General features: G+C 51.0%; 21 protein-coding genes. 10 read left to right on the top strand and 11 right to left on the bottom strand.

The window, feature by feature from the left end:
* The first annotated feature begins 57 nt into the window (after positions 1–57).
* The gene (locus EL633_RS20315; protein WP_126628941.1) at positions 58–1,059 is read left to right on the top strand and encodes a phosphotransferase family protein; all 1,002 of its coding nucleotides are present in this window, start codon (positions 58–60) and stop codon (positions 1,057–1,059) included.
* Positions 1,060–1,176: 117 nt separating this feature from the next.
* On the opposite strand, the gene EL633_RS20310 is transcribed toward EL633_RS20315, so the two are convergent.
* A complete protein-coding gene (locus EL633_RS20310) occupies positions 1,177–1,665 on the bottom strand; it encodes a hypothetical protein (RefSeq protein ID WP_126628940.1) in 489 nt (162 codons plus the stop codon).
* A 91-nt stretch (positions 1,666–1,756) separates the two neighbouring features.
* Positions 1,757–2,230: a hypothetical protein gene (locus EL633_RS20305; protein ID WP_126628939.1), complete on the bottom strand. Its 474-nt coding sequence runs from the start codon at positions 2,228–2,230 to the stop codon at positions 1,757–1,759.
* Between the two features lie 397 nt (positions 2,231–2,627).
* On the opposite strand from EL633_RS20305, the gene EL633_RS20300 reads away from it, so the two are divergent.
* Positions 2,628–2,906, top strand: a complete 279-nt coding sequence (locus EL633_RS20300; RefSeq protein WP_126628938.1) for a hypothetical protein — start codon at positions 2,628–2,630, stop codon at positions 2,904–2,906.
* A gap of 129 nt (positions 2,907–3,035) precedes the next feature.
* Here EL633_RS20300 and lspA read toward each other — a convergent pair whose 3' ends face one another.
* Positions 3,036–3,602 carry a signal peptidase II gene (gene lspA, locus EL633_RS20295; RefSeq protein ID WP_126628937.1) on the bottom strand — a complete coding sequence of 189 codons (567 nt, stop codon included), beginning with the start codon at positions 3,600–3,602 and terminating at the stop codon, positions 3,036–3,038.
* A 412-nt stretch (positions 3,603–4,014) separates the two neighbouring features.
* Between lspA and EL633_RS20290 the strand changes: the two genes are divergently transcribed.
* Together EL633_RS20290 and EL633_RS20285 are read left to right on the top strand one after the other, a co-directional pair.
* Positions 4,015–4,431: an MGMT family protein gene (locus EL633_RS20290; protein ID WP_126628936.1), complete on the top strand. Its 417-nt coding sequence runs from the start codon at positions 4,015–4,017 to the stop codon at positions 4,429–4,431.
* 131 nt (positions 4,432–4,562) lie between these two features.
* On the top strand, positions 4,563–5,282 hold the full coding sequence (locus tag EL633_RS20285; protein WP_126628935.1) for a hypothetical protein: 720 nt from the start codon (positions 4,563–4,565) through the stop codon (positions 5,280–5,282).
* Positions 5,283–5,324: 42 nt separating this feature from the next.
* Here the strand turns inward: EL633_RS20285 and EL633_RS20280 are convergent, their stop codons facing one another.
* The 3 genes from EL633_RS20280 to EL633_RS20270 form a co-directional block, all read right to left on the bottom strand.
* Positions 5,325–5,534, bottom strand: a complete 210-nt coding sequence (locus tag EL633_RS20280; protein ID WP_126628934.1) for a hypothetical protein — start codon at positions 5,532–5,534, stop codon at positions 5,325–5,327.
* Positions 5,535–5,617: 83 nt separating this feature from the next.
* Positions 5,618–6,211, bottom strand: coding sequence for a hypothetical protein (locus EL633_RS20275; protein ID WP_126628933.1), 594 nt, complete (start codon positions 6,209–6,211; stop codon positions 5,618–5,620).
* A 54-nt stretch (positions 6,212–6,265) separates the two neighbouring features.
* Positions 6,266–7,858, bottom strand: coding sequence for a hypothetical protein (locus EL633_RS20270; RefSeq protein WP_126628932.1), 1,593 nt, complete (start codon positions 7,856–7,858; stop codon positions 6,266–6,268).
* 1,239 nt (positions 7,859–9,097) lie between these two features.
* Here EL633_RS20270 and EL633_RS20265 point away from each other — a divergent pair.
* From EL633_RS20265 to EL633_RS20255, 3 genes are all read left to right on the top strand, one after another.
* Positions 9,098–10,846 (top strand): ArnT family glycosyltransferase, encoded by a 1,749-nt coding sequence (locus tag EL633_RS20265; protein ID WP_126628931.1) that lies wholly within the window; start codon positions 9,098–9,100, stop codon positions 10,844–10,846.
* Positions 10,847–11,011: 165 nt separating this feature from the next.
* Positions 11,012–11,506: a DUF3592 domain-containing protein gene (locus tag EL633_RS20260; protein WP_126628930.1), complete on the top strand. Its 495-nt coding sequence runs from the start codon at positions 11,012–11,014 to the stop codon at positions 11,504–11,506.
* A 414-nt stretch (positions 11,507–11,920) separates the two neighbouring features.
* Positions 11,921–13,177 (top strand): MFS transporter, encoded by a 1,257-nt coding sequence (locus EL633_RS20255; RefSeq protein ID WP_161982281.1) that lies wholly within the window; start codon positions 11,921–11,923, stop codon positions 13,175–13,177.
* A 427-nt stretch (positions 13,178–13,604) separates the two neighbouring features.
* Here the strand turns inward: EL633_RS20255 and EL633_RS20250 are convergent, their stop codons facing one another.
* Positions 13,605–14,735, bottom strand: coding sequence for a WD40 repeat domain-containing protein (locus EL633_RS20250; RefSeq protein ID WP_126628928.1), 1,131 nt, complete (start codon positions 14,733–14,735; stop codon positions 13,605–13,607).
* An 87-nt stretch (positions 14,736–14,822) separates the two neighbouring features.
* Positions 14,823–15,983 carry a WD40 repeat domain-containing protein gene (locus tag EL633_RS20245; protein WP_126628927.1) on the bottom strand — a complete coding sequence of 387 codons (1,161 nt, stop codon included), beginning with the start codon at positions 15,981–15,983 and terminating at the stop codon, positions 14,823–14,825.
* A 179-nt stretch (positions 15,984–16,162) separates the two neighbouring features.
* Between EL633_RS20245 and EL633_RS20240 the strand changes: the two genes are divergently transcribed.
* Complete coding sequence (locus EL633_RS20240) at positions 16,163–16,726, top strand: GNAT family N-acetyltransferase (protein ID WP_126628926.1); 564 nt, start codon at positions 16,163–16,165, stop codon at positions 16,724–16,726.
* Here the strand turns inward: EL633_RS20240 and EL633_RS20235 are convergent.
* From EL633_RS20235 to EL633_RS20225, 3 genes are all read right to left on the bottom strand, one after another.
* Entirely contained in the window at positions 16,715–17,161 is a 447-nt protein-coding gene (locus tag EL633_RS20235; protein ID WP_218027528.1) for a WD40 repeat domain-containing protein, read from the bottom strand. The two genes, EL633_RS20240 and EL633_RS20235, sit on opposite strands and share 12 nt — an antisense overlap.
* Positions 17,162–17,424: 263 nt before the next feature.
* Positions 17,425–19,095 carry an FAD-dependent monooxygenase gene (locus tag EL633_RS20230; RefSeq protein ID WP_126628924.1) on the bottom strand — a complete coding sequence of 557 codons (1,671 nt, stop codon included), beginning with the start codon at positions 19,093–19,095 and terminating at the stop codon, positions 17,425–17,427.
* A 36-nt stretch (positions 19,096–19,131) separates the two neighbouring features.
* On the bottom strand, positions 19,132–19,899 hold the full coding sequence (locus EL633_RS20225; RefSeq protein ID WP_126628923.1) for a TetR/AcrR family transcriptional regulator: 768 nt from the start codon (positions 19,897–19,899) through the stop codon (positions 19,132–19,134).
* Positions 19,900–20,321: 422 nt separating this feature from the next.
* On the opposite strand from EL633_RS20225, the gene EL633_RS20220 reads away from it, so the two are divergent.
* Entirely contained in the window at positions 20,322–21,683 is a 1,362-nt protein-coding gene (locus EL633_RS20220; protein ID WP_126628922.1) for an ABC transporter substrate-binding protein, read from the top strand.
* A gap of 125 nt (positions 21,684–21,808) precedes the next feature.
* On the top strand, positions 21,809–22,732 hold the full coding sequence (locus tag EL633_RS20215) for a carbohydrate ABC transporter permease (RefSeq protein WP_126628921.1): 924 nt from the start codon (positions 21,809–21,811) through the stop codon (positions 22,730–22,732).
* Positions 22,733–22,744 lie beyond the last annotated feature (12 nt).

Raw genomic sequence — 22,744 nt, 5'->3', positions numbered from 1 at the left:
AGGACCAAACATACATTCTTGTGCTTCTATTGTTTCTTTTGACAGGAAGGATCCTTTATGTTGGATGAGTTTACGCTTTCGTTGCAGCAGGCTGAGGATGTGCTGGGATTGCTGGATCTGCGCGGTCCGGTACAGGTGGCGCAGGTGCGAGATTATAATCATACATACCGCCTGGTGTGTGCGGGCCAGACATTTTATTTGAAGGTACATACAAAGGATTGGTATCCTCAGGATGATGCGGAGACGGGCTATTCGGCACGCCATGAGGCGAGCGCGTGGAAGATTTTGGCCGATCATGGATTAGCAGCCCCTGAAGTAATGCTGGTCGGTGTAGGCCGCTCCAATCCAGTGGGACGGTCGTTTCTGTTGACACGTGAGGTGCAGGGCGAACCACTCCAGCAGCTATTCAAACGCGCGACGCCACAGCAAATACAGGAGATGCTCTATGCGGTCGGCGCCTATCTGCGCCAGATGCACACGATCCATTTTCGCTATCCCGGCTATATCATCGACGATGGACCTGCGGCCCCACCCCACGAGGATCAATGGCAGCACTTCATCTGGTCCCTCACGACACGTCAGCAGGAGACACGCACCTGGATCCAGGCTCACAGCAACGAGCTCTCAGCTCCCCTGCTCACGCAGCTTGAAGCCTGTATCGATGAAATGCCAGAGTATCTCTATTTAGACTATACGAAACCTCGCTTCACGCAGGGAGATTTTAAGGCGGACCAGATCCTGATGCGACAACAGGATACACACTGGCAGGTGGCGGCGGTACTGGATATGGAGGTGGCTTCGGCCGGCGATTGTCTGTCAGATGTGGTGGCTTTCTGTCTGGCAGCGGCCCAGTGTCTAACTACGGAGAGTAACTGGTGGCTGGATCTTTTCGCCGGCTATGGGCATGAGCCTGACTTCAAGGCTTTTATCTTGCGCGCACTGGTTGGCTGGTATCCATATCAAGCCAACATCTGGCCCGGCACGGGAGAGAGCGGCTTCAACCATCTACTACACTCAAACAACTGGTCCGAATTGTTTGCTCATGCTCACCTGACATAAGTACATGAAGCGCCAGGTACCCTGGACGATATGACGTGAGGAGCAGGCCAATCGTACGTCGCGTGAGCGTTATACGCGCTCACGCGGCATACGATCGGCTCGCGTGATGTAATATCCTTATAGAGATGAGAGAATAGAAAAGACGTCGTGATACAGTTTCTGTCCCATATCGTCACCGGAGCAGGAGATATCGGGGCTGATCTGGGTTCCATAGACGATATGGGTGGTTGTCGCAAAGGAGACTGGCTTGATGCAGTTCCTTCTCTCAGTAAGGCTAGTCAGAGGGGTGGCAGAATTGACGTCGTCAAAGAATTTCGACACCGTCACCTCAGAAAGTTGATGGGTGGTTGTTCTATTGCAACGTACGAGAGAAATGGTACCACCTGAACTCACCGTCATCGTGACGGCACAAGTATTTGTTGAACGTGAGATAAGAACAACGAGCGTATCAAAAGGATCGACGGTCTTTCTTGCGGCTACCTCGCTCTGCTGAACATGACGAAATAGAACAGCAGGTGACACGTGGGCCGCGACAGGACTGGTCCACAAGGCTCCAATCATCAAGCAGCAGGCACAGAATATGAAACGTAATGCTAATGTAACCATACGACCTTCCCTTTCCTCCACAAGAGCAGGCTCAGCTACTCTCATTTATAAACTATGATCTGCGAAAAACAACGCGCATCAAATGCAAAGTCTATATACTGGACAGGATATCATAGACATCATGATAAAGGGTCAGGCCAATCGTATCACGCGAACAGGATACATCAGGACTTACTTGCGCGGCAAAGGTAATAACTGTGCTGGTTCCAAAGGATGGGGATTTCACGCATGGATGGGCCGAAGGAAGATTTGATAATGGTGGGGCCGTAATGACATCACTAAATAATTTCGCCACAACTACGGCTGGCGGCTGTTCTACCGCCGTTTTTTCACACCTCAAAACAACCACATCACCATTCGAATTCACTACCAGTGTTACCGCACAGGTATTTGTCGAGTGTGAAACAAAGACGACGATGGATTGTACGCTAGAGTTAATTCCCTTTACGAGAGGCACATCAGAAGAGTGACCAGGTACGTGAGCAGCTAACGTAGAGCCTGGTAAGGGTCCAATCAGTAACGTTCCAATCATGACACAGCACACAAGGAATGTGAGACGTAACATACAAATATACCTCCATTGTCGGGAAATCAGGAATGGCTTTACGCTTCTCATACACAACCATGCGAAAAATAAATCCTTATCCCGCAAAAACCTTTCTACTTTTACAAAACATCTTTCCATTTTTTTCGCTATACAATTATGTTCCATATACAGTATACGAAGATGCCAAAACAATATTTGTATGCTCTAACTGTAGAGTTTATACAAAAACTATAGTAGTGTGAGTGATGGAACACAACGATAAACCAGATGCCATACATTTTTTGCCGAGGCTGGTGGCGCTGGGAGGCGCACTGGCTGTGTTTGACATGGCGGGTCGAGAGAGATAAGCTGAGAATAAAGGATGATGGTTTTGGGTAGGCGTTTATTTGCTGCTGTATGTATCGGAGGTGCGCTGATGAGGGCAACGACATATGAGGAGGCGTTGCGACGTGTGGAGGATTTAACGGTGCGGATCCGCTATCTTGAGGATCAGATGAATGAGTTGCTGGAACGCATGCTGGCGCAAAATTCGTGGTTTCGGGTGATAAAGATCCTGAATCAACGCCAGGCGGTGGTGTCTGCACAGCATGTGTTGCTCAATGAATGGAATCAAGCAATGAACGAACTGGTAGGATTTCTGGAGTTCCCCGAACGTGAACGCATGTATGCGCGCTTCCGTCCGGGTGTCTATTAGCCAATGCTTATATAATGTCCACTGCCTGGAGCAGGGCAGTGGACGATAGTAATACTACTTTGTAAACACAGAAATGGCGAAAACCACGCCTGGCAAGCCAGATGTACTATTACTGCTGGCTGTGCAGAGCTATGATGGCTTGGACCTGGATGTGTCAGCGGCTTGAGCGTCGCTCATGACGGGTTCAGGTTTTCTGGCCTGGCGGATATCACTGAAAAGTAGCAAGACAAAGAGGAGCAGGACGGCGACCGAAATGGCTGCATCGGCAACATTGAATATATAGAATTTGAAGTTGAGTTGTGGGATGCGGAAATAGATAAAGTCGACAACATAACCACCACGGATAAAGCGGTCCATGAGATTGCCGATCGCGCCCCCCAGGATCAGGCCGAAGAGGATTTTATAGATGGCGGGCCCACGGCTAAACCAGCGTATATATAAATAGAGCAGAACGATCAATGCCACGGCGATCAGCACGGTCAGCAGAATCGGATTGCTGAAGAGGCCCATGGCTGAGTTCCAGTTCTGGATATAATACAATGACAGATAATCCCCTACTAGCGGGACAAGCTTCCCACTATCCGGCGGACTCAGGCGCGCAACCACCAGATTTTTTGTCCACTGATCCACAATGATCACAAGGATGGCACAGACAGCGGCCAGCAGGTGAGAAAAAAGTTGATTTTTTGTTTTCATCGATCAATACAGCCATTTCTCTTACTAATAACTACGCCTCTTTTTTATCACAGCTATTCCCGAAAAGCAACCCAACCAATACAACGCCCAGGGCTTTTTCATGTTCCTTTTTGGCGCCTGCGGCGCCGGGTTGGGGGGTGTGGCGCGCGGCTGCAGCCGCGCGCCACACACTCCACACCTGAAATAATGTACATCTGATCGCTTGCGAGTGATTTCCCTGCTATCTCCAGGCGAACATGAAAAAGCCTTGTACAATTCCCACCACCGCGCATAAACGGCTGGAATTCTGCTATGCCTTGACTCTCAAGTCGCTGGAGGGATTATACTTTATTACCGGAACCCAATATCTTGTTGAGAAGTAGTAGATACTATGTCGTAAAACTCAGATCTTTCTGACTGAGAGGAGATTATCATGATAATGCAAGAAGACAAGATCGTTGATATCCCTGCCGAGCGTATCAAGTTCTTTGGTGGCCCGGGAAAAATGCTACTACCATGTCCCGCGACCATCGCGGCGGTCATTATGAGTATACCGGAACAGCAGTTGATGACGACAAACCAGCTCACAAAGACGCTTACAGCACAATTTGAGGTCGAGGGGACCTGTCCAATTACTACCAAAAACTCGCTCAAGGCGCTGGCGAATGATCCCAACCAGCAGGTCGCTTACTGGCGCGTGATCAAAAGTAGCGGCGGCCTCTTCTCAAGTTTTCCGGGTGGCGTCGATGGTCATGCCGCCCGGCTAGAGCAGGAGGGCTGTACGATCGATACCCATGGGAAGGCACCAAAGGTCAAGGATTTCGGCCAGCGCCTGGCTCGCTTCGCTTGATCTGTGTAAAGGCACATTTAAAAGGCTATAAGAATACAACCTGTCTGAATAATATGTACATACTCTTCAATATATGATACGATACGTGCTACGAATGATGATGTGCATAACTTGAGAAGGGCTGGAATTTTATGGCCTGGCTGCTACTTGATATTGTGATCATTTTTTTGCTGGTCTTTGTGCCTTCTATGCTAGCCAGTCGCGCACGGCGAGAGTCATCTCCACGGTCCACGCCATCTTTGCGGCAAGCTAAAGTAACCAGGCCACGGCAGCCGAAGATATTTCGGGAGCATACGCCACTCATAGCTGATCAACTGCAACAGGGACAGGCGCGACATGGACTGATTGGACAACGAATAGAGCTGGTGCAGACACTGGTACAGCCACAGACGACACTGCTCTACATGCTACGTGCTCGGGCGATCGCGCTCTACCAGGAACAGGAATCCTGCTCCTGGCAGGAGGCAGTGGAGGCAATCACCTACTTTGGCCTGAATACAGAGACCAGCGGACCCGGCCACGCGGATCCGCTGGTGGTCTATTTCCTGCTACAGGCTAATTGCCGCGAGGACGCGATAGCCTACTTCAGCTTCAGCACCGGCTCTCCAGCAGACGTAGCGCGTGAAGTAATCCAACAGATCGAGCAGATGATCGCGGATGGCAAAACCGAACTACTTGAAACAGGTCCGCACGATCCTGATCCACAGGCGCTACGCTTTCTTCTGGAGTCTGGCTATGCCCTGCTCGCCATACGCTACTATCGGCAATGCACCGATGTGAGCTTGCTGGATGCCCTCGCGGCTATCCAGCATCTCCAGGAGCGGTGGGAGCTACCCACGGATCCCCTATAGTGTGGGCACTTCCTCTTGACTATAGGAATTCCAGTAGCTTGCTTAGACACTCTCGAAGTCGGGGATGCGCCGCTTGAAGACGGCGGCAAACCTTTCGGCTTCCAGGGCCTCGCCAATCAGCATACGCGGGTCTCTGCAATAGCGCATAACAAGCACACTAACAAGCTCCCAGCCCTCCAGACCATAGCGGCTAGTAACCGTCTCTACTTCTCCGGCATCCAGACCAACGTGCAAGTATTCCCACTGTTCCATGATAGGCATCTCCTATTCTATTTTACATGCGATAATGCTTTGCATATCCTCCTGTTTTAGTAGACGCAAAAATCTTTTATTTATCACATCGGTTTTGGGAATCTGATGTCAGGAGAGCGGGCTCCGATGCGTAGCAGTTGCCAGGTGGCGCAGGCGTCGGCGCGGGCTCTGGTGCCCTGACCGCTCGGGCGAGGAATATGGTGGCGTTGGCAGACCTGGATCAGGCTGGGCCATTGACAGGGACTGCCCTGGGGGGAGAACTCGGCCTGGTATTCGGTGTAGGCAACCATGGCACAGTGCCAGATATGTTCAGGCATGGTCATATCACGCAGGGCGGCGGTACGCGTCAGGAGTTGCGAGTTATAGAGTGCCCCATAGCTAATGATGGTTTTGTTAAGCAAGACATCATTAAGATCGGACCAGATCTGCGCGAAGGTGAGCAGGTCGTCTATATCGTCGTCCAGGAGGCGGCCCTGATTACTGGAGTAGGGACGAAACATACGCTCGAAGATGACCTCTCCCTGGTGATCAACGACGGCAACGGCGATAGCTTCAGCACGCTGGCCGGTAATCACGATGTCTTCGGTAGCCAGTACTACCCAATCGTTGTGCCACTGGAGGGTGCGGCACCAGCGGGAATAGGCCTGCCGGGTTGGCATGATATATTGTGTCATCATAATTGGTATTGTCCTTCTCATATTTCAGTAAAGTACAGTACAATCAGCACAGCATTACAGGGCCGCGTTTCGTTCGCGGCGCTCGATCTCTTCATAGTAGAGCCCCAGTCGGACCGAGACCAGGATCTGCTCACGTTCATGATCGGACAGGCGGCCGGCCAGCAGGTCCTGCTCATATTGCGCGCTTAAGGGCTGCTGCAGACGGCGCTTCTCATCAACCAGTTGCTGGTCTGTGAAGGTGTACTGATCGATCTGATCGGAAATAGCATGAAGGTCGTTCAAGTTGAGCACTGGCTCCTGGACCTCCTGGCGGCCCCAGAGTTTTTCTTGCTGGGACTGATAACTGCTCTGCTGACCGGGCTGAGAATCATCATCGCCGTAACCGCGCAACACAAAGACACGATCAACGAGTTGGATGACCTCACGTTCAAGTTCAGTGAAGAAGAGCGGCATTCCATTGGGCTTTCCACGGGAATTTTTACAGCGGAAGCGGACACCACGCAGCCGCTCACGTACGGCTAGCAGTATTTCGGCAAAGTAGTAATCAGGGTCAAGCATGGTGTATTCGTCGTCCTGCTGATTGAGCAGGAGCAGGTGGCGGTAGAGCTTGTGGGCACGGGTGAGCGATGAGCGGGGCGCATCATCGCCTAACTCACGGGAGATATAGCGCATGGTGGTCAGGATATTTGAGCCTGGCTGCTCGTCTGTCAGTTGCCAGCTAGCGGCCAGTAAATCATCGATCAACTGACGCTCAGATTTTGCAGTGGCCTCAAGTTCCTCACCCTGTAGTGTGCTCTCCACTACCACGGGCTCTTCGGCTGGAGATTGTGGGAAGAACGCTATGTCTGTCTGTGTCTGTCCACAATTGTCAGAGGGAGAAACGGCATTCGAATTCGAAGTAATATAATTATTATTATAGTTATTATTATAACTCGAGTTCGAGTTACTCGAAGGAAAAAGAGCAGTTGGCTCATCTGCCACTGATGACATTTCTGTCATTGAGCTCAAAACCATGGTTGGCATGGACATTTCTGTCATTGATATGGCTCTATTGTCATTTTTGTCCATGACACAATTGACCGGCTGGCGGAGCTCATTGACAGAAATGCCATCAACACACACTGCGGGCGGGACATATGTGTCATCAGTATATGGGGATATATCGTCAACTGTGTCCGTACTATCCTCAAGGATATGAGGACACGACGTGACCGACCGGTAGCTCTGGTCCGTGGCGACCAGGGCCGCGATCTGCTCAAGGAATGGCGTGCAATCAAACTCGTAAAAGGTTTCGAGGCGACCATAGCAATCGTAACACTTATGCATGAGCAGATGTCCATTCCTGACCATAGCCTCCAGCTTACGCCGGATCTGGCGCTCGGAGAGGCCATAACGGCGCGTAAGTGCCGAGAGTTCCAGGCGGCGCCGAGGCTGCTCATAGTCGCCGGTCAACAAGATGATCCGTACAAAGGAATATTGCCATTCGGTGATACCTGTCTGAGGATACCAGAGTTCAACCTCTAGTGGAATCGGAGTCAGATCAGACTGCGACGAGCCTTGTGGATAGCAGTGATAGCGATTCAGCCCTCCTATGGCAATATCATCGATAGTTTCTACTGACTTAGCGCTCGACACGGTCATGTTCATGATTTATCCTCCTGCTTTTGGACACAAAATGTCCTCTAAATGTCAATAAAAAATGTCTAATTTGGACATAGATGTACCTGCAATTCCGAAAATCCGGAATTGATCCAACATTGCATTGACTGCTTGCATAGCGACTGCTATGCTCTTCAACAGGTGAGAGTGCCGGTAGGGGTTGGGATTTGACAGATCATTTACCCTCTTCCTGGCACAGCCTTTTTTTTATACGGCACTCCGCTCAGTCATATAGGCGGCCATTCACGATTGGGCTTCAAAGGCAACTCCTTTCAATTGTGTGAGCTTCGCTAGCCGCGCTTGAGCGGCGTTCACAATTGCGTTTCAAAGGCAACTCCTTTCAATTGTGTGAGCTTCGCTAGCCGCGCTTGAGCGGCGTTCACAATTGCGTTTCAAAGGCAACTCCTTTCAATTGTGTGAGCTTCGCTAGCCGCGCTTGAGCGGCGTTCACAATTGCGTTTCAAAGGACACACTGACATTCGTCACCGGGGGGGGCACGAAGTAGTTGCGTCTGCGACAGGCAAAACGAATCGCTGAAGAGATTAGTGAGGGTGCATGAGCCGATATACGCTGGCACTGCACACCAAAAATGGACGGCCGGATCGTCCAGAAGACCTTGTGCGGCTGCGGGAATATTGGAAGAGTCAGTGACTGCCAATTGATATAAAAAGCTGAACTGAATTTGGAGTTCTCACCCACACCACCATCCCCAATCAAGCGATTTTCCATTTTATGCCGGTAGCATACCACGCAATTGCAACGTCTGCAATAGTTAAAAGCAAGTATTTTCCTCGTTATATGCGGCTATATTTACTACATATAATTAATTACATACCTATTTATAACCCCCTTGAGCACAAATACGCTTGCGCCGCTTCGCAAAGCAAAAAAAAATGGTAGTGTGACGGTGCAGAAAATTGTCGGCTGAGCCGACAATTTTCTGCACCGTCACACTACAAACCTGATTAATATCCCGGGCATCGACCAGGCCTGAATAGTTACTATCCACTATTTCAAGTGTGTCATGAGCGTGGCAGCAATGCCATTGATTTTTAGCTACAACTATTTTATGATGAAAATCCATAATTACTATTTTACAAATCGGATGTATGATACATTATTTTATGCGATGCCTGTATCTCCATCATCAGAAATGAAACAATAAAGAGAAGATCGCAGAGTAAATACTGCGTATGATAAAGTAAACAAGAAGGAAAGTTCTCGTTCATGTTAAAGATAGCTGGTAATACTGCATTCATTTTAAGAAATTTACACACACACCTCTTACTGATTATGCAAAAAACGCAAAAGCAAAAGAATATATCGTGGCTGCTGCTCTTCATGATAATTCTGGTTGCACTATCAACTCGCTTCTTTCTGATCATAAATACCTGGCCAACGACGAACAGTGATGAAGCAATAATGGGGCTGATGGCCATGCACATTACACAACATGGAGAATGGCCGGCGATGTTTTATGGACAAGGCTATATGGGTGCCATAGAAGCATATATCGCCGCCCCTTTTTTTCAGCTCACAGGACCATCCTTACCAGCTTTACGGATTGGCTTATTATTATTGTTTGGTGCTTTTTTGGTAGCGATATACTATCATACGCGCTTCCTCTATACTAAAAATTTTGCATTATTTATTTGTCTTCTACTTGCTGCCGGTTCAAAAGATATAATTGGACGGCAATTAAAAGCGATTGGTGGCTATCCCGAACTACCACTACTGGCCATGCTGATCTGTATACTGGTAGCACAAATAATCTGGTCCGCTACTGAGACGTCCAGGGAAAGATTCAGCATAAAGCGAATTTTTTTATACTTTTTACTGGGCTTGATAATGGGTCTTGCCATATGGGCCGATCTACTCATCCTCCCATTTATCGCGACAGGGCTGGTGCTCCTGCTCCTCTTTTCTAGAAAAGATCTCTTCTCTCTACCAGGTATAGTTTTACTGGTCGGCCTTTGTGTCGGCATAGCGCCAATGATTATTTATAATGTAACGGCCCCCTTCGATCAAAATATAATCGCCAATATGGCTGGATTTATTAATGCCAGCGATGGCAAAAGTTATTCATTGCTCCAAAAGATCGCCGGTATCTTCTTCGTCAGCATCCCTGGCGCGACTGGTTATCCATATCTCTGTAAGCCAGATGCATTTCCAATCCTGGGAAAATTCAATGCACAGTGCACATTCCTCCAGGCTGGTTGGAGCCTTGGCTACCTTGTTTTATGGACACTGGCAGTATGGCGGGCCGCAAGCAATATTCTGCGCGCAAGAAAACAGCCCTCAGCCGTTGCCCTCCAGTCTCAGTCTCAGTTCCGGCAAAAACAGATCCTTGACTATAGCCGCCTGATGATACTGCTTAGCTGTGGCATCACAGTTGTTCTGTATGCGACCAGTATGTCCGCGGCCGCAGAGCCCCAGATTGCCGCACGCTATCTGGTGTGCCTGCTCCTATCAATTCCAGTTGTCTTATGGCAACTCTGGCCACACACACACACTACACGTACAGTAAAATCCAGCCACATACCCGCTCTACTACGGTCCAGTGCCAGTGTGGGTATTTTGCTACTGATTACAGGTATATTTTTGATTGGTATAGTGGAGACCTTTAGCGATATCACACAGGCACAACACTTTTCCGCGCAACAAACAAAGCTCGTTGAACGTCTACAAACCCTCGGGGTCACCCGCCTCTATACAGAATATTGGACCTGTAATCGCTTGATCTTCCAGAGCCATGAAAAGATTATGTGTAGCATACTGGCAGAAGATTTCAAGCCGGGCATGAATCGCTATCCCCCTTATAGACGCGCCGTGCAAGAGACTGCGAAGCCTGCCTACCTGTTCCTCTATAGATCATCATACGATCTAAAATTCATTCAAGAACAACAGAAAGCGAAGCAGTTACAGAAATACCGTTACATCAAATATGAGGGCTACTCTCTCTATGTTCCTATCTAATGGGCGCACAAGCAAGTTGACAGGAAGACGGTCTATCCACATGGAATGTATTTAACATGAGTTCTTACGCACCAGAATCCATAAGCTGACTAACAAGAAATCAAGCATATTTTTATATTCTCATGCAAAAAACGTCATCAATATTAAGGGAAAGGGGGAAGAAATATGATTGATTTTTTAAAGGAGCAATGGGCGCACATTTTAGTGGTACTCATAATGTTCGGCATTGCCACATTCCTTCTATACACGACCATTGACTTATGGAACTTTCATCAGGGACTACAGAATCCAGGTGCCACCGACACCATCAAGGGCAAGGTCATCCAGGCAGATTTTGTGACTAGCGCTGACAGTAGCGAATGCAAAACCGTAGTCCGCTTTCATACCCGGGCCACAGAGCAAGGCTACAACATCTATTTCAATGACACCGCTGCGGATGAGGCAACATGCCAGCAATATAGAGGGAAAGAACTCAATGTAACCTATCGTCGGGATAATCCCTACAATGCAGAAGTGATAACACCTCGCAGTGATTTGAGCAATTTTTACTTTCCTTTGATTATGGGCATAGTGGGTTTTGTATTCACAAGTCTTTGGGGTGGCACAGAACTCTTCATTATATTGAAAGATGTAATAAATGATTTTAGATATCGGCCATAATAAAACAGAAGTTGATCATGCTTACTGCACCGGATCTTGGTATACAGCAGCAACCAGGTTTACTTCTTGCAGAGTCTATGTTATTCTTTGCCTAAGAAAGATAGATAGATACAACAAAAGGATTTTTTATGCCGCTGTACGATTATATCCCCTATGATGCCACGGCCGCTCAGGCGAACACGCTGGACCTGATGCGGCATGAATGTGTAATGGATAGGTAATCGCTATCCAGACCAGCTGACAAACGAATTTTCCGCATACTTATCCACTTGCGTGTGTTCGCCACAGGGCATTTCTCGTTCGACGAGGGCCTGCGGCTTTTTTTGCGTACACGCCTGTAGCTACTCTGAGAACCAGGGAGATGTCCCGGGGCGCTTTGTGTGCAATCGCGCATATTCAGAAAGGACGTTACAGGTGTCTACCACTACTACTCATTCACCGACTACCCCGTCGGAGCCGAAGTCGCTCTGGCGTAATGTGAACTTTTTGATTTTGTTGTCGGGTCAGGGTATTTCATTGACCGGGACACAGATTACGCAGGTGACGCTGCCACTATTACTGCTCTCATTGACGAACTCGCCGGCGGTTGCTGGCCTGATAACGGCGATCGGTTCATTGTCACTGCTCTTGTTCTGCCTACCAGCCGGGGCTCTGGTGGATCGCTGGAATCGCAAGAAGGTCATGCTGATCTGTGATGCTTTGAGCACGCTGGGACTGGTTAGTCTGGCGCTGGCCCTGCTCTTGAACCATCTTACACTGGTCCATGTGGCGATCGTGGCTTTTTTCAATGAATCGCTAGGCATCTTCTTTAGTCTGGCGGCCACGGCGGCCATGCCGGCGGTGATCGCAAAGAAGCAGATTCCCCAGGCCCTGAGCATCAACGAGACCGTGACCTCGACCGCTGGAACCGTGGGTCCAACGTTGGGTCCGTTACTCTTTAGTCTGGGGCGGGCGGTCCCCTATCTCGCGGACGCGCTCTCGACGGCGCTCTCAGTGATGTCGCTACTGTTTATCCGCGCCCAGTTTCAGGAGGAACGTAGCGGCCAGCCGCCCGGCGCGCTCTGGCACGATATACGCGAAGGCATGCTCTGGCTCTGGCAGCACAAACTGATCCGCTTCCTGGCCCTGACCACCTTTGGCCTGATGGCCCCATGCTCTGGATATCTCCTGATCATCGCCGTCATGGCCCGCGAGGTCCATGCCAGTGAGGCCGCCCTCGGCCTTATCCTGGGTAGCGGCGGCATCGGCAGTATTATTGGTGCCTTGCTAGCAGGACCACTATACCGCCGCTTCGGCCTGACGCGTATGATCGTCGGCTCGGTCTGGATCTGGGCCCTTAGCTGGCTGCTCTTCGCCTTCGCGCACGATCCCATCATGCTCGGCGTAGCCAATGCCGGAGGCTTCGTAATCGTGCCCATCTATATGGTCCAGCAGCTCAGTGTACGCACGGCCCTGACCCCCGACCACCTGCGTGGCCGCATCAACGCCGTCTTCCGCCTGATCGCCTTTGGCAGCCAGCCAATCGGACTCGCCATCAACGGCCTGCTCCTGCAATATGTCGGACCCTACTATACCGTCGCCATCCTGTTTGTACCACAAATCATCCTGGCCATCGGTATCCTCTTCAAAATCAAATTCCTACGCCAGATGGAAACCATGATCAACGCCTGACCCGAGACGTGTGAAGCCGGCCGAGCGTACGTCGAGTAGCGCCACACGCAAGTCCGCACTGCTGCTTTGACGCGGGTCAACGGGTCAGAACGACGCGCAGTGCTGTGGCGCCTACACGAATCACGGTGGATGTTACCTGATCATGTTGGAACGTGCGCGAAGGCAATATCCCATTATTGTCGTCCCTTGACGAGCAAGATCACTCACCATGACCATGATCGCCCACCACAACGCTCCGGAGCAGGCAAGGTTGAAGAACCATGATTCGTGTAGGCGCCACAGGCATGCGATGCTTTCTGAACACGTATCGCTGTTAATCATGCCGCATGCCGGCCTTGCGTGTGGCGCCCAATCGACGTACGTAACGCTGGCTTATGACGCTTTCCCCAGCATACACGACGCTGGCTGGTGCAACACGTGGTATCATTCACAGCAGCGATTTTCTGGGTTCCCAGACATGGATGGTTTTCGCTTGGTCGGCACTAGCGATGCGTGTACTGTCAGGGGACCAGGTTATGGAGTTAACCCTATCTTGATGTTCGGAGTAGGTACAATAATGCGCGCCGCTGCTGACATCACGTATACGTACAAGGTGGATACCAGGCAGCCAGAAGGGTGAGATGGCGGTAGCGATCCACTTACCATTGGGGGACCAGGCAATCGGTTTGTCCAGTCCAACTTCGGGCCAGTTATTAACAGCAATGCCGGTCGAGGCATCCAGTATCAGCACAGAATTTTGCTGGAGGTAGGCAATGTGTTTACTATCCGGTGACCACGCGATCGCATCAGTGTTTTTATCACAATTGATGCGAAAGTTACTCACCCCTGTCTTTGCGTTCCAGATCCGCACACTGAGATCATTGCTGGCAGTCGCAATAAGCTTATTATCCGGCGACCAGGCCACGGCACTAATAGTATCCGTATGTCCATAAAAATTACTGGGATATTTATCAGACACAACATTCCAGATCCACACGGTGGGGGTTTCATTTGCGTTATCCCAGTAACCTAAAGCAATTAGCTGACTATCCGCTGACCACGCAATAGGAATAGAGGCATTATCAGACGATAGGGGGAACAAATTGAAGTTGGAATTGATGCCATCGGATGTCTGCCATACCTTTACAGTACAATCCGTAGCAGATGACGCTATATATCGACCATCTGGCGACCACACTAGTTTTCCAACACTGACATGAGAATTAGCCTCAGTAGCAGGTTCATAAGTATGAATATCAGTATGCCCATAATAAATATAGTCAAGGGAGCCATCGGCCGTCTTCCACATATGAATGGTGTTATCATCACTCCCTGACGCGATACGCTTGCCATCCGGTGACCAACCTACGGTATTGACGGCCCCCGTATGTCCACGATAAATATACTGAGGATGTAACGTGTTCGTCCACCACAGGCTGCTGCCAGTGACATATATACCGGCAGCCGCGGCTGCGCCCCCGATTAAGAGGTCCCGCCGCGAGATGCTGCGGCGGCCTGGGGAAGCAGGTGGCGGCGAACTGGATGGCATCTGCAGTCCTTGCTGCTGTTGTCCAGACATCAACTATGCGCTCCTCATAATAAATCATATTCAATAATATAAAGTTTAAAAGATTATGTATCTCTCTCTCTATACATACGCCATTTGTTATGCATTTATCTCCCAGACATGGACCAATCTATCGAGATCGGATGATGCGATACGCTTACTATCAGGGGACCAGGCGATAGCATTGAGTCGTGTTTGATGGCCGGAATAACTGTAAATATGCGCGCCGGTTGTGGCATCCCACACGTACACAACTGGCAGGTCAAACATTGAGGTTCTGGCCGCGACGGCAATATACTTGCCATCCAGCGACCAGACTGGCTTGACGAGCGTATCAATAGTATGAAACCGGTCTGCTTGCAAGGACTGGACGATCTTACCGGTTGCAATATCCTGGATCCGCAGGCCCGGACCAGACCCATGGAAGTAGGCGATACGCTTGCTATCGGCTGACCAGAGCACATCAATGGTAGAAGAGTCAACATCTGTTTTAAAAAAAAGGTCACCTGAGATGGGATCCCATACCTGTATGGTATGGTCCTCACTGCCGGACGCGATCAGTTTCCCATCTGGGGACCAGGCCACGGCACTGAGAGCTTGCGTATGCCCACTATACATTAGCGGGGATTGGCCAGTCAGGGCATTCCATACCCTTACAGACGGTGTCAATCCGTCTAGATAATCCCAGTAGCCAGAAGCGATAAACTGGCTGTCCGGCGCCCATGTAATTGGGACGACATGCTCATTAAGGCCCCAAGAATCAGGGCGATATGTATGGATATCGGCTCCATTGGCTGCATTCCATACCTGGACCCTTTCATTCGTAGTGGATGATGCGAGATACTTGCCATTCGGGGACCATATAACGCTTTTGACGCTACCTGCACGCATATATTCCACCGGTTTCGCCCAATGCGTGTAGGCTAACGTACCATTGGCAGCATCCCACACCCGAACCTCATTGCTACGACCTGAAGCGATACGCTTGCCATCTGCTGACCAGGCCAGCGCGTTGACGCCATCGGCCGTTTGCTGCAGACCAGGAGTAAACACGGTATAGCCACGATAGATGTACAGAGAACGGGGCCTTGTCGCCCACCAGAGGCCGCTACCAGCAATATACGCTCCTCCAAGTGTCGCCAATCCTCCGAACAGGACGTTCCGGCGCGAAAACTTGCGGCGACCGGGCCCACTATTTTGGGCTGAAATAGGCGGTGAACTGGATGGCATCGGCTGTTCCTGCTGCTGTTGTCCAGGCATCGAACAATTCCTCCTCTTAAAGAACTGCCTGTCAATGGATCAATTTCTTCTGTACTAGCATAGAGGATAGAGATCAGACAGGTCAAGCCTGAAGAGTTCCAAGGGCAGATTTGCTTTTAGCGGCTGAATTGAATATACTCATACTGTTTTGATATACATATAGGAGGTAGATTGTTTTTATGGCCCTTGCAACCTGGTGGCGCACCGATCTTTTGCCCGCGCTTGCACCCCTGCCGACGTTTTCTGTACAGCTCTCAGATGACCGGGAACTCATTGCGCGCCTTGCCCATTGTTCTCCACGGATTATAGACGCGCGCTTCGAGGCCGGAGACCGCCTCTACCTTGCATTTATGGATGAAAAGCCGGCCGCTTACGGCTGGGTAACGACGCACAAAGGATATATTACCGATCTCCGTCTGACCTTCGCCTTGCCTGCCCACAATAGTTATCTCTATGATTTTCTAACCCTGCCCGAGTGGCGTGGACACGGCATCTACCCACGACTCCTGCAAGCCATCATTCGGCAAGAAGAGTCCTGTGAGCGCTTCTGGATTGGCTATAGGCCGGGCAACGAGGCATCCGCACGCGGCATGAGCAAAGCCGGTTTTCAGATCATCTGTGATCTCGTCGTCACCCAGAGTCGTGCCAGCGGCCTGATCCTCTTCGAGCAGAGCGAACACGCCCTTGCCAGTTCCGGGGTATTCCAACTTCCAATAGTGGCTACAGAATCCTCATCCCGCTAGAAAAGTGCCAATTTCAAGATCACGCATCGGGGCAAGTCCCTCTTCGGAATCCCAGTAGCCGGAGGCAATGCGTTTACTATCGGGCGACCATGAAATCGGGACATCAAGGCCGACATCCGAATTTATTGGCTGATAACGATAAATATGCTCGCCGGTAACGGCATCCCACACCTGGACCGTGTTATCAGCGCTCCCAGACGCGATGCGCGTCCCATCAGGTGACCAGGAAATCGCATTGACGGGAGCCGTATGCCCACTATAGATCTGCGCCTGTGGCGAGATCGACCACCACAGACCACTACCGCCGACATACGCACCTCCCAGCGCGACCACGCCACCGATCACGAAGTTACGCCGCGAAAACACACTGCGGCGCGGCGCAGTTGATGCTACACCAGATCGTACTTGCTGTCCCTGCGGACGACGTTGAGGCATTCCGGGTATTCTCCTCATGCATAAATTTCATATTACCCTATATAATGTAAAGGAATAAACACACCCAGGTCAAGCTCAAAGGGCATCCGAAGCGGATTTGCTCCCATAACAACACCAACAGTAGCGGCAGGGCTCGTCCCTGCGACCGGCCCAACGTACGATCAAGTCCAGGCCAAAAGCTACCCTGCCAACCGAAAACGCGTGTTTTAGCGGCATAGATTACGTGTACCGGCAGCAGGGGCAAGCCCTGCCGTTACGGTGCGCTATTCGTTGGCGACAGTGGTTGGCGCGACATAGCTGATGGTGGCCAGATAGCGCTGGAGGGGCTCGACGGTGATGGGCTGGCTGCGCAGGCAGATGTAGCCGTCGGGCCGAATCAGGATCAGGCCTTCGTCGGAGATGCCGTAGCGGGCGGCCAGGACACCTTCTGGATCATAATATGCTTGCTTGCTCTTGCTATGTGGCTGGCTACGCAGGATCGGATAGACGTCCAGCCAGTCCTGCCACTCGCTGAGTGTGCTCTGCAATTTGTGCCTGGCCGTCTGGTTATCCTGATGCAAAAAGATCAACAGGACATGACGTGTCCCATTTAACAGAGCATAGAGACTCCCCGGTTTCTTGGCAGTCCCGATGGTAACAGGACCATCAGGGGCACGGTCACCGGATTTGAGCAGGGTTTGGAGCGGCTTGACCTTTTCCTCACGATACTCGCTGGCCAGTGGACTATGGCGATAGGAGACGCTGAGCTCTGCAGCGGTGGCGGTAAAGGTGGCCTGGATCTTCTTCATCTGGGTGAGTCGGGGCGCGATCGCGTCTCGGGTCGCGGTAATCAGCGGCTGTTGCAGCAGGGCCAGATTGGTCAGGCGGCCAGTTGCCACCAGGAGTTGACGGCCAACGGCCGATCTTTCACTGGCATAGCTATCAAGCAGGGTAGATGGTGATTTCCCCTGGACGATCAAAGCCAGTTTCCAACCCAGATTAAAGGCGTCCTGAATACCGGTATTCATGCCTTGCGCACCAATGGGAGAATGGATGTGCGCGGCATCGCCGACCAGCGCCACACGTTGCCAGACATAGCGATCAACCTTGCGTTGATTGACCTGATAGCGTGCCAACCAGGTTGGATCACTGGCACGCGCGCCCTGCGGACCACAGGAGTCGATAGCATGCTGAATTTCGGCCAGCGTGATATCTCCGGTTGGCGCATCCTCTGGCTTATAAGCGATAATAAAACGGTGTTGTCCATCCGGCATCGGAAAGTAGGCGATAAAGTTGCCATGATTCAGGCGCGCAAAGGCCTGGTTGCCGGGTATATCCCAGTGCATACGCACATTGCCGGTCGCAAAGCTCTGCTCAAAGGTCTTGCCCACAAACGTAGCACCCACCAGATGGCGAACCGAGCTATGGGCACCATCGCAACCAATCAGCCAACGCGTCCAGACACGTTCCTCGACACCATCGGCCCCGCGCAACAGCACCTCAACGCCATCAGTATATTGCTGTAGACTCACCAGTTCAACACCACGCTCAATCTTACCTCCCAGATCCTCCACATGCTGCGCCAGCACAGACTCGACCGCGGGTTGTGGAACCATCAGTACATAAGGATAGGCACTCTCAACGTGACGTGAAAAATCAAAGGAGGCCAGTTGACGACCTTCACTATAGATACTAAAGGCCGGCACCTTCACCCCTTGCGTCACCAATTCGCCCGCGACCCCCGAAGGCGTCAAGAGCTCCAATGTCCGCGCCATCACCCCCAGCGCCTTCGTATTCTGGGCCGGCAGACTATTCTTATCGATCAAACGAGGCTGGATACCGCGCCGCAACAACTCATGGGCCAGCGTCAAGCCAACCGGGCCGGCCCCCACAATCAAAACATCGCTCCGTGACTGAATATCAGAAGACATCATCGGTTGCTCATTTGTAAACACTGTTATCAAGCTCCTTCCAGCAAATCCATCCAAACGTTAGTGTGGCAAGACAGCACGCATGATCACCTCAACAACGGCATCGGCGCGCTCCAACAACTCAGGCTGAGCCGGCTGGCCCACAAAAAACACATCCAGCAAAGCATAGGTCAGCAAGCCACCCAGCAGCGCATGGCTCACAGCATCTTTATCGACCTCATCCACCACCTGCTGCTCCCGCGCCTGCTGCAATAGTAGCGTCATAATCGACAAGCCACGCTGCGGCACCGCATCCTTAAACAAGCGACCAAGATGTGGGAAACGCGGAGACTCGGCCATAATAATGCGTAGCAGGGCCAGATATTCTGGCTGGACCATCACCGACAAGATTTCACGTGCCACTATCGTCAGTCCCAGCCGTAGAGAAGGCGCATCGCGCGGCACCGGCAGATCCGCCAGTACCGCCGCCGGCCGTGCCTGCTCCAACGTCATATGCTCCAACACATCCACAAACAACGCCTCCTTATTCGCATAATGGCGATACAACGTCTCCTTCGAAGCCACCCCCGCCTCCGCCATAATCGCATCCGTACTCGTCCCCATAAAACCAGACTCCAAAAAGAGCCGCTGCGCCGCCGCCCGAATCTGCTCCCGCGTCCTCTGTGAACGCGCACTCACCTTCTTATCCATCCAACTTATCTCCGTATCGTACTTTACGGTACGATTATAAAACATCCCGCCACCAAAAGCAAGAGCAACAAATCCAATCACCCCCTGCGGCCAATACTCCTGGAGTAACGGCAGGGCTTGCCCCTGCTGCCTGTTCACGTAATAAATATCCCTCAAACACGTATCCGTGTTAAGGCAAGCACAGCCATGCACGTCCAGCCTCTGGATTGAACATTGTCGTACGTTGAACTGGTCGCAGGGACGAGCCCTGCCGCTACTCTGGGGAGCGTCCTGGCATAGAAAAACTGAACAATTGATTATTTATATTGATTTATCTATGTTACACTCTTTTTATAATCTACAAGACATTTTATACACAGCAAAATAAAGCATAAGTTATTGATAGTATGTTATACTTTTCGATAAGCAAGCATCTAAACAGTGGGTACTTTCATGACAGATACAATAATAGCCGTTTGTTGTATCACTACATTGAAGAAACAGTGTTGTTTTCAATCCGCTACGAGTTTACAGATCTTTGCTGATCTGCATGGCTCAAGGCACAATGTAAGGAGCCCAACATGAGTATTCAGCGTTGGTTGCGTAAACCACCCGCTATTTTGCTACTCTTATTTTTGCTCTCAATGGCCCTGGGGGCCTGTGGAGAGAAGACAGGTGGCCCGAAGGAGATTGTCTACTGGACCAGCGTTACCGATACGCTCGACATGCAGGCCCAGCATGATATCGCGGATGCCTTCAATAAGGCTAATCCTGATCTCCATGTGCGGGTCGTGCCTGAACCTTCGACGGGAACAGGCGATTCGACGTCATTGATTACGTCGGTACGTGGTGGGGTGGGACCGGATGTCTACTTGATTGATCGCTTCACGGTCGGTCAACAGGCTGCCCTCGGACTTTTAACGGACTTGCAGCCCTATGTCAGTAAAGACAACCCCAATCTCTCCAAGGAGTATCTCCCCTTTGCCTGGTCCGAGGCGCTGCTCGGTGGTCATCCCTATGCGGTTCCGATGGATACCGATGCGCGGGTACTTTACTATAATAAGAAGGTGCTACGCGACGCGGGCATTGATATGTCTGTGCTGGATCCTAAGAATGGTCCGATCACGATGAGCAAGTTGAAGGAGCTTGCCTTTAAGGTCAATCATAAGGATGCTCAGGGCAACTATGATCGCGTGGGCTTTATTCCCTGGTTTGGTCAGGCCTTCCATACGACCTGGGCACTGGACTATGGGGCGCAGTTCTTCAATAATAGCAGTTGCCAGTTGACGGCGCTTGAACCTGCTATGCTGAACACTTTCAATATGTATCATGAGTGGTCGCAGGCCCTGGATTATCAGAAGATCAGTACCTTTACGGCCACGTATCAGCCCGCCAATGCCCTGCCCTCACAGAATCCTTTCTATACCAATCATCTGGCCTTCAAAATCGATGGCGACTGGGATCTCTCCAGTAGCAAGCAGTATGCGCCAAATCTGGAGTATGGCGTGACGTATATGCCGGTTCCAGATGATCGTACGACTCCCTTTACGTGGTCGGGCGGCTTTGCGCTGACGATTCCGACGGGCGCCCAGAATGCCGATGGCGGCTATCGCTTCTTGCGCTACATGTCTGGACCCGACGGTCAGCGCATCTATACGAAAGAGACCAGCCACCTGCCAACCTGGAAGTCTTTATTGGATGAGAAGCAACTCTTTGATCCTGGTCATGCCTTCTTTGCGAAGACCCTGGATTACTCGGTCAGTCGCCCACCATTGCCGGTTGGTGGTCAGATTAGCGATGAACTCAGTTCGGTCCAGGATAAAGTTGACTTCAATACCGCGACCCCCAAAGAGGCATTACAGGAATACTACAAGCGCGTCCAGCCACAGATGGACCAGTATTGTCCATTTAAACTGGAAGGCTGGAGTAATCCCTATAAATAAACTGACTTGCTTATAGAGTTTACCCACATATGACTGCTGTGCTTGCTTTATCAGTAGACAATGATGTTGTAATGCTGAAGGTGCACCGACAGACCCGGCACCTTTCCATGTAAGGAGACAGTGTTGTGATAGCAGTAAAGTCTGACCAAAAGACAGCGCCCAGACTCACGCGGCGCGAACGAACAAACCTGACCAAAGGGCTCCTCTTTATCAGTCCCTGGATCATTGGATTGATAATCTTCACAGTGTATCCGATGATCTATTCAATCGTGCTCAGTTTTACACGCTACTCGGGCTTCAAGGATCCGGCCTGGCTGGGCGTCCAGAACTATACCCGTCTGTTTGGAGATAGCCTCTTCTGGCTCTCGCTGAGCAATACGCTGTATTACGTCCTCTGGGCTGTTCCCGTGGGCATTGTGGTCGCGATCTTGCTAGCCATCGCCATGAACCGCGATGTGCGCGAGGTCAGCGTCTATCGCGCGATCCTCTATCTACCCTCAATCCTGCCGGCATTTGCCATGGCCTTTATCTTTATCGTACTGGTTAATCCCCAGTATGGTATAGTCAACTATATATTCTCGCTGTTCGGAGCCCCCACCCAGGACTACCTGAGCGATCCAACAGGCGCCAAGAATGTGATTATTGCGCTGGCCCAGTTGGGGGCCGGCAACGCAGCCCTGATCTTTCTGGCAGGACTACGCGGCATACCGGATACACTGTATGACGCGGCCAGAATCGATGGCGCAGGCGTGATGAGACGCTTCTTCTCGATCACGCTGCCACTGCTATCCCCGATTATCCTCTTCAATCTGATTACCGCCCTCAGTGGTGGTCTGCAGATTTTCCAGCAAGCCTATATCATGACCAAAGGTGGACCAAACAACGGCACATTGTTCTACATGCTTTACCTGTATCGTAACGCCTTCGCCTACGCCCAACTCGGCTATGCCTGCGCCCTCTCGCTGGTCCTCTTCATCATCGGCCTGGCCCTGGCTGGCGTCCTTTTTACCGTCTCACAACGCTTTGTGAACTACGAACTGGTAGGCTAAACATACCTTTGG

The sequence above is a fragment of the Dictyobacter alpinus genome, assembly GCF_003967575.1.
GTDB lineage: Bacteria > Chloroflexota > Ktedonobacteria > Ktedonobacterales > Ktedonobacteraceae > Dictyobacter > Dictyobacter alpinus.
The sequence above is the reverse complement of the archived record's forward strand: the minus strand, read 5'-3'. Positions and strand labels throughout refer to the sequence as shown.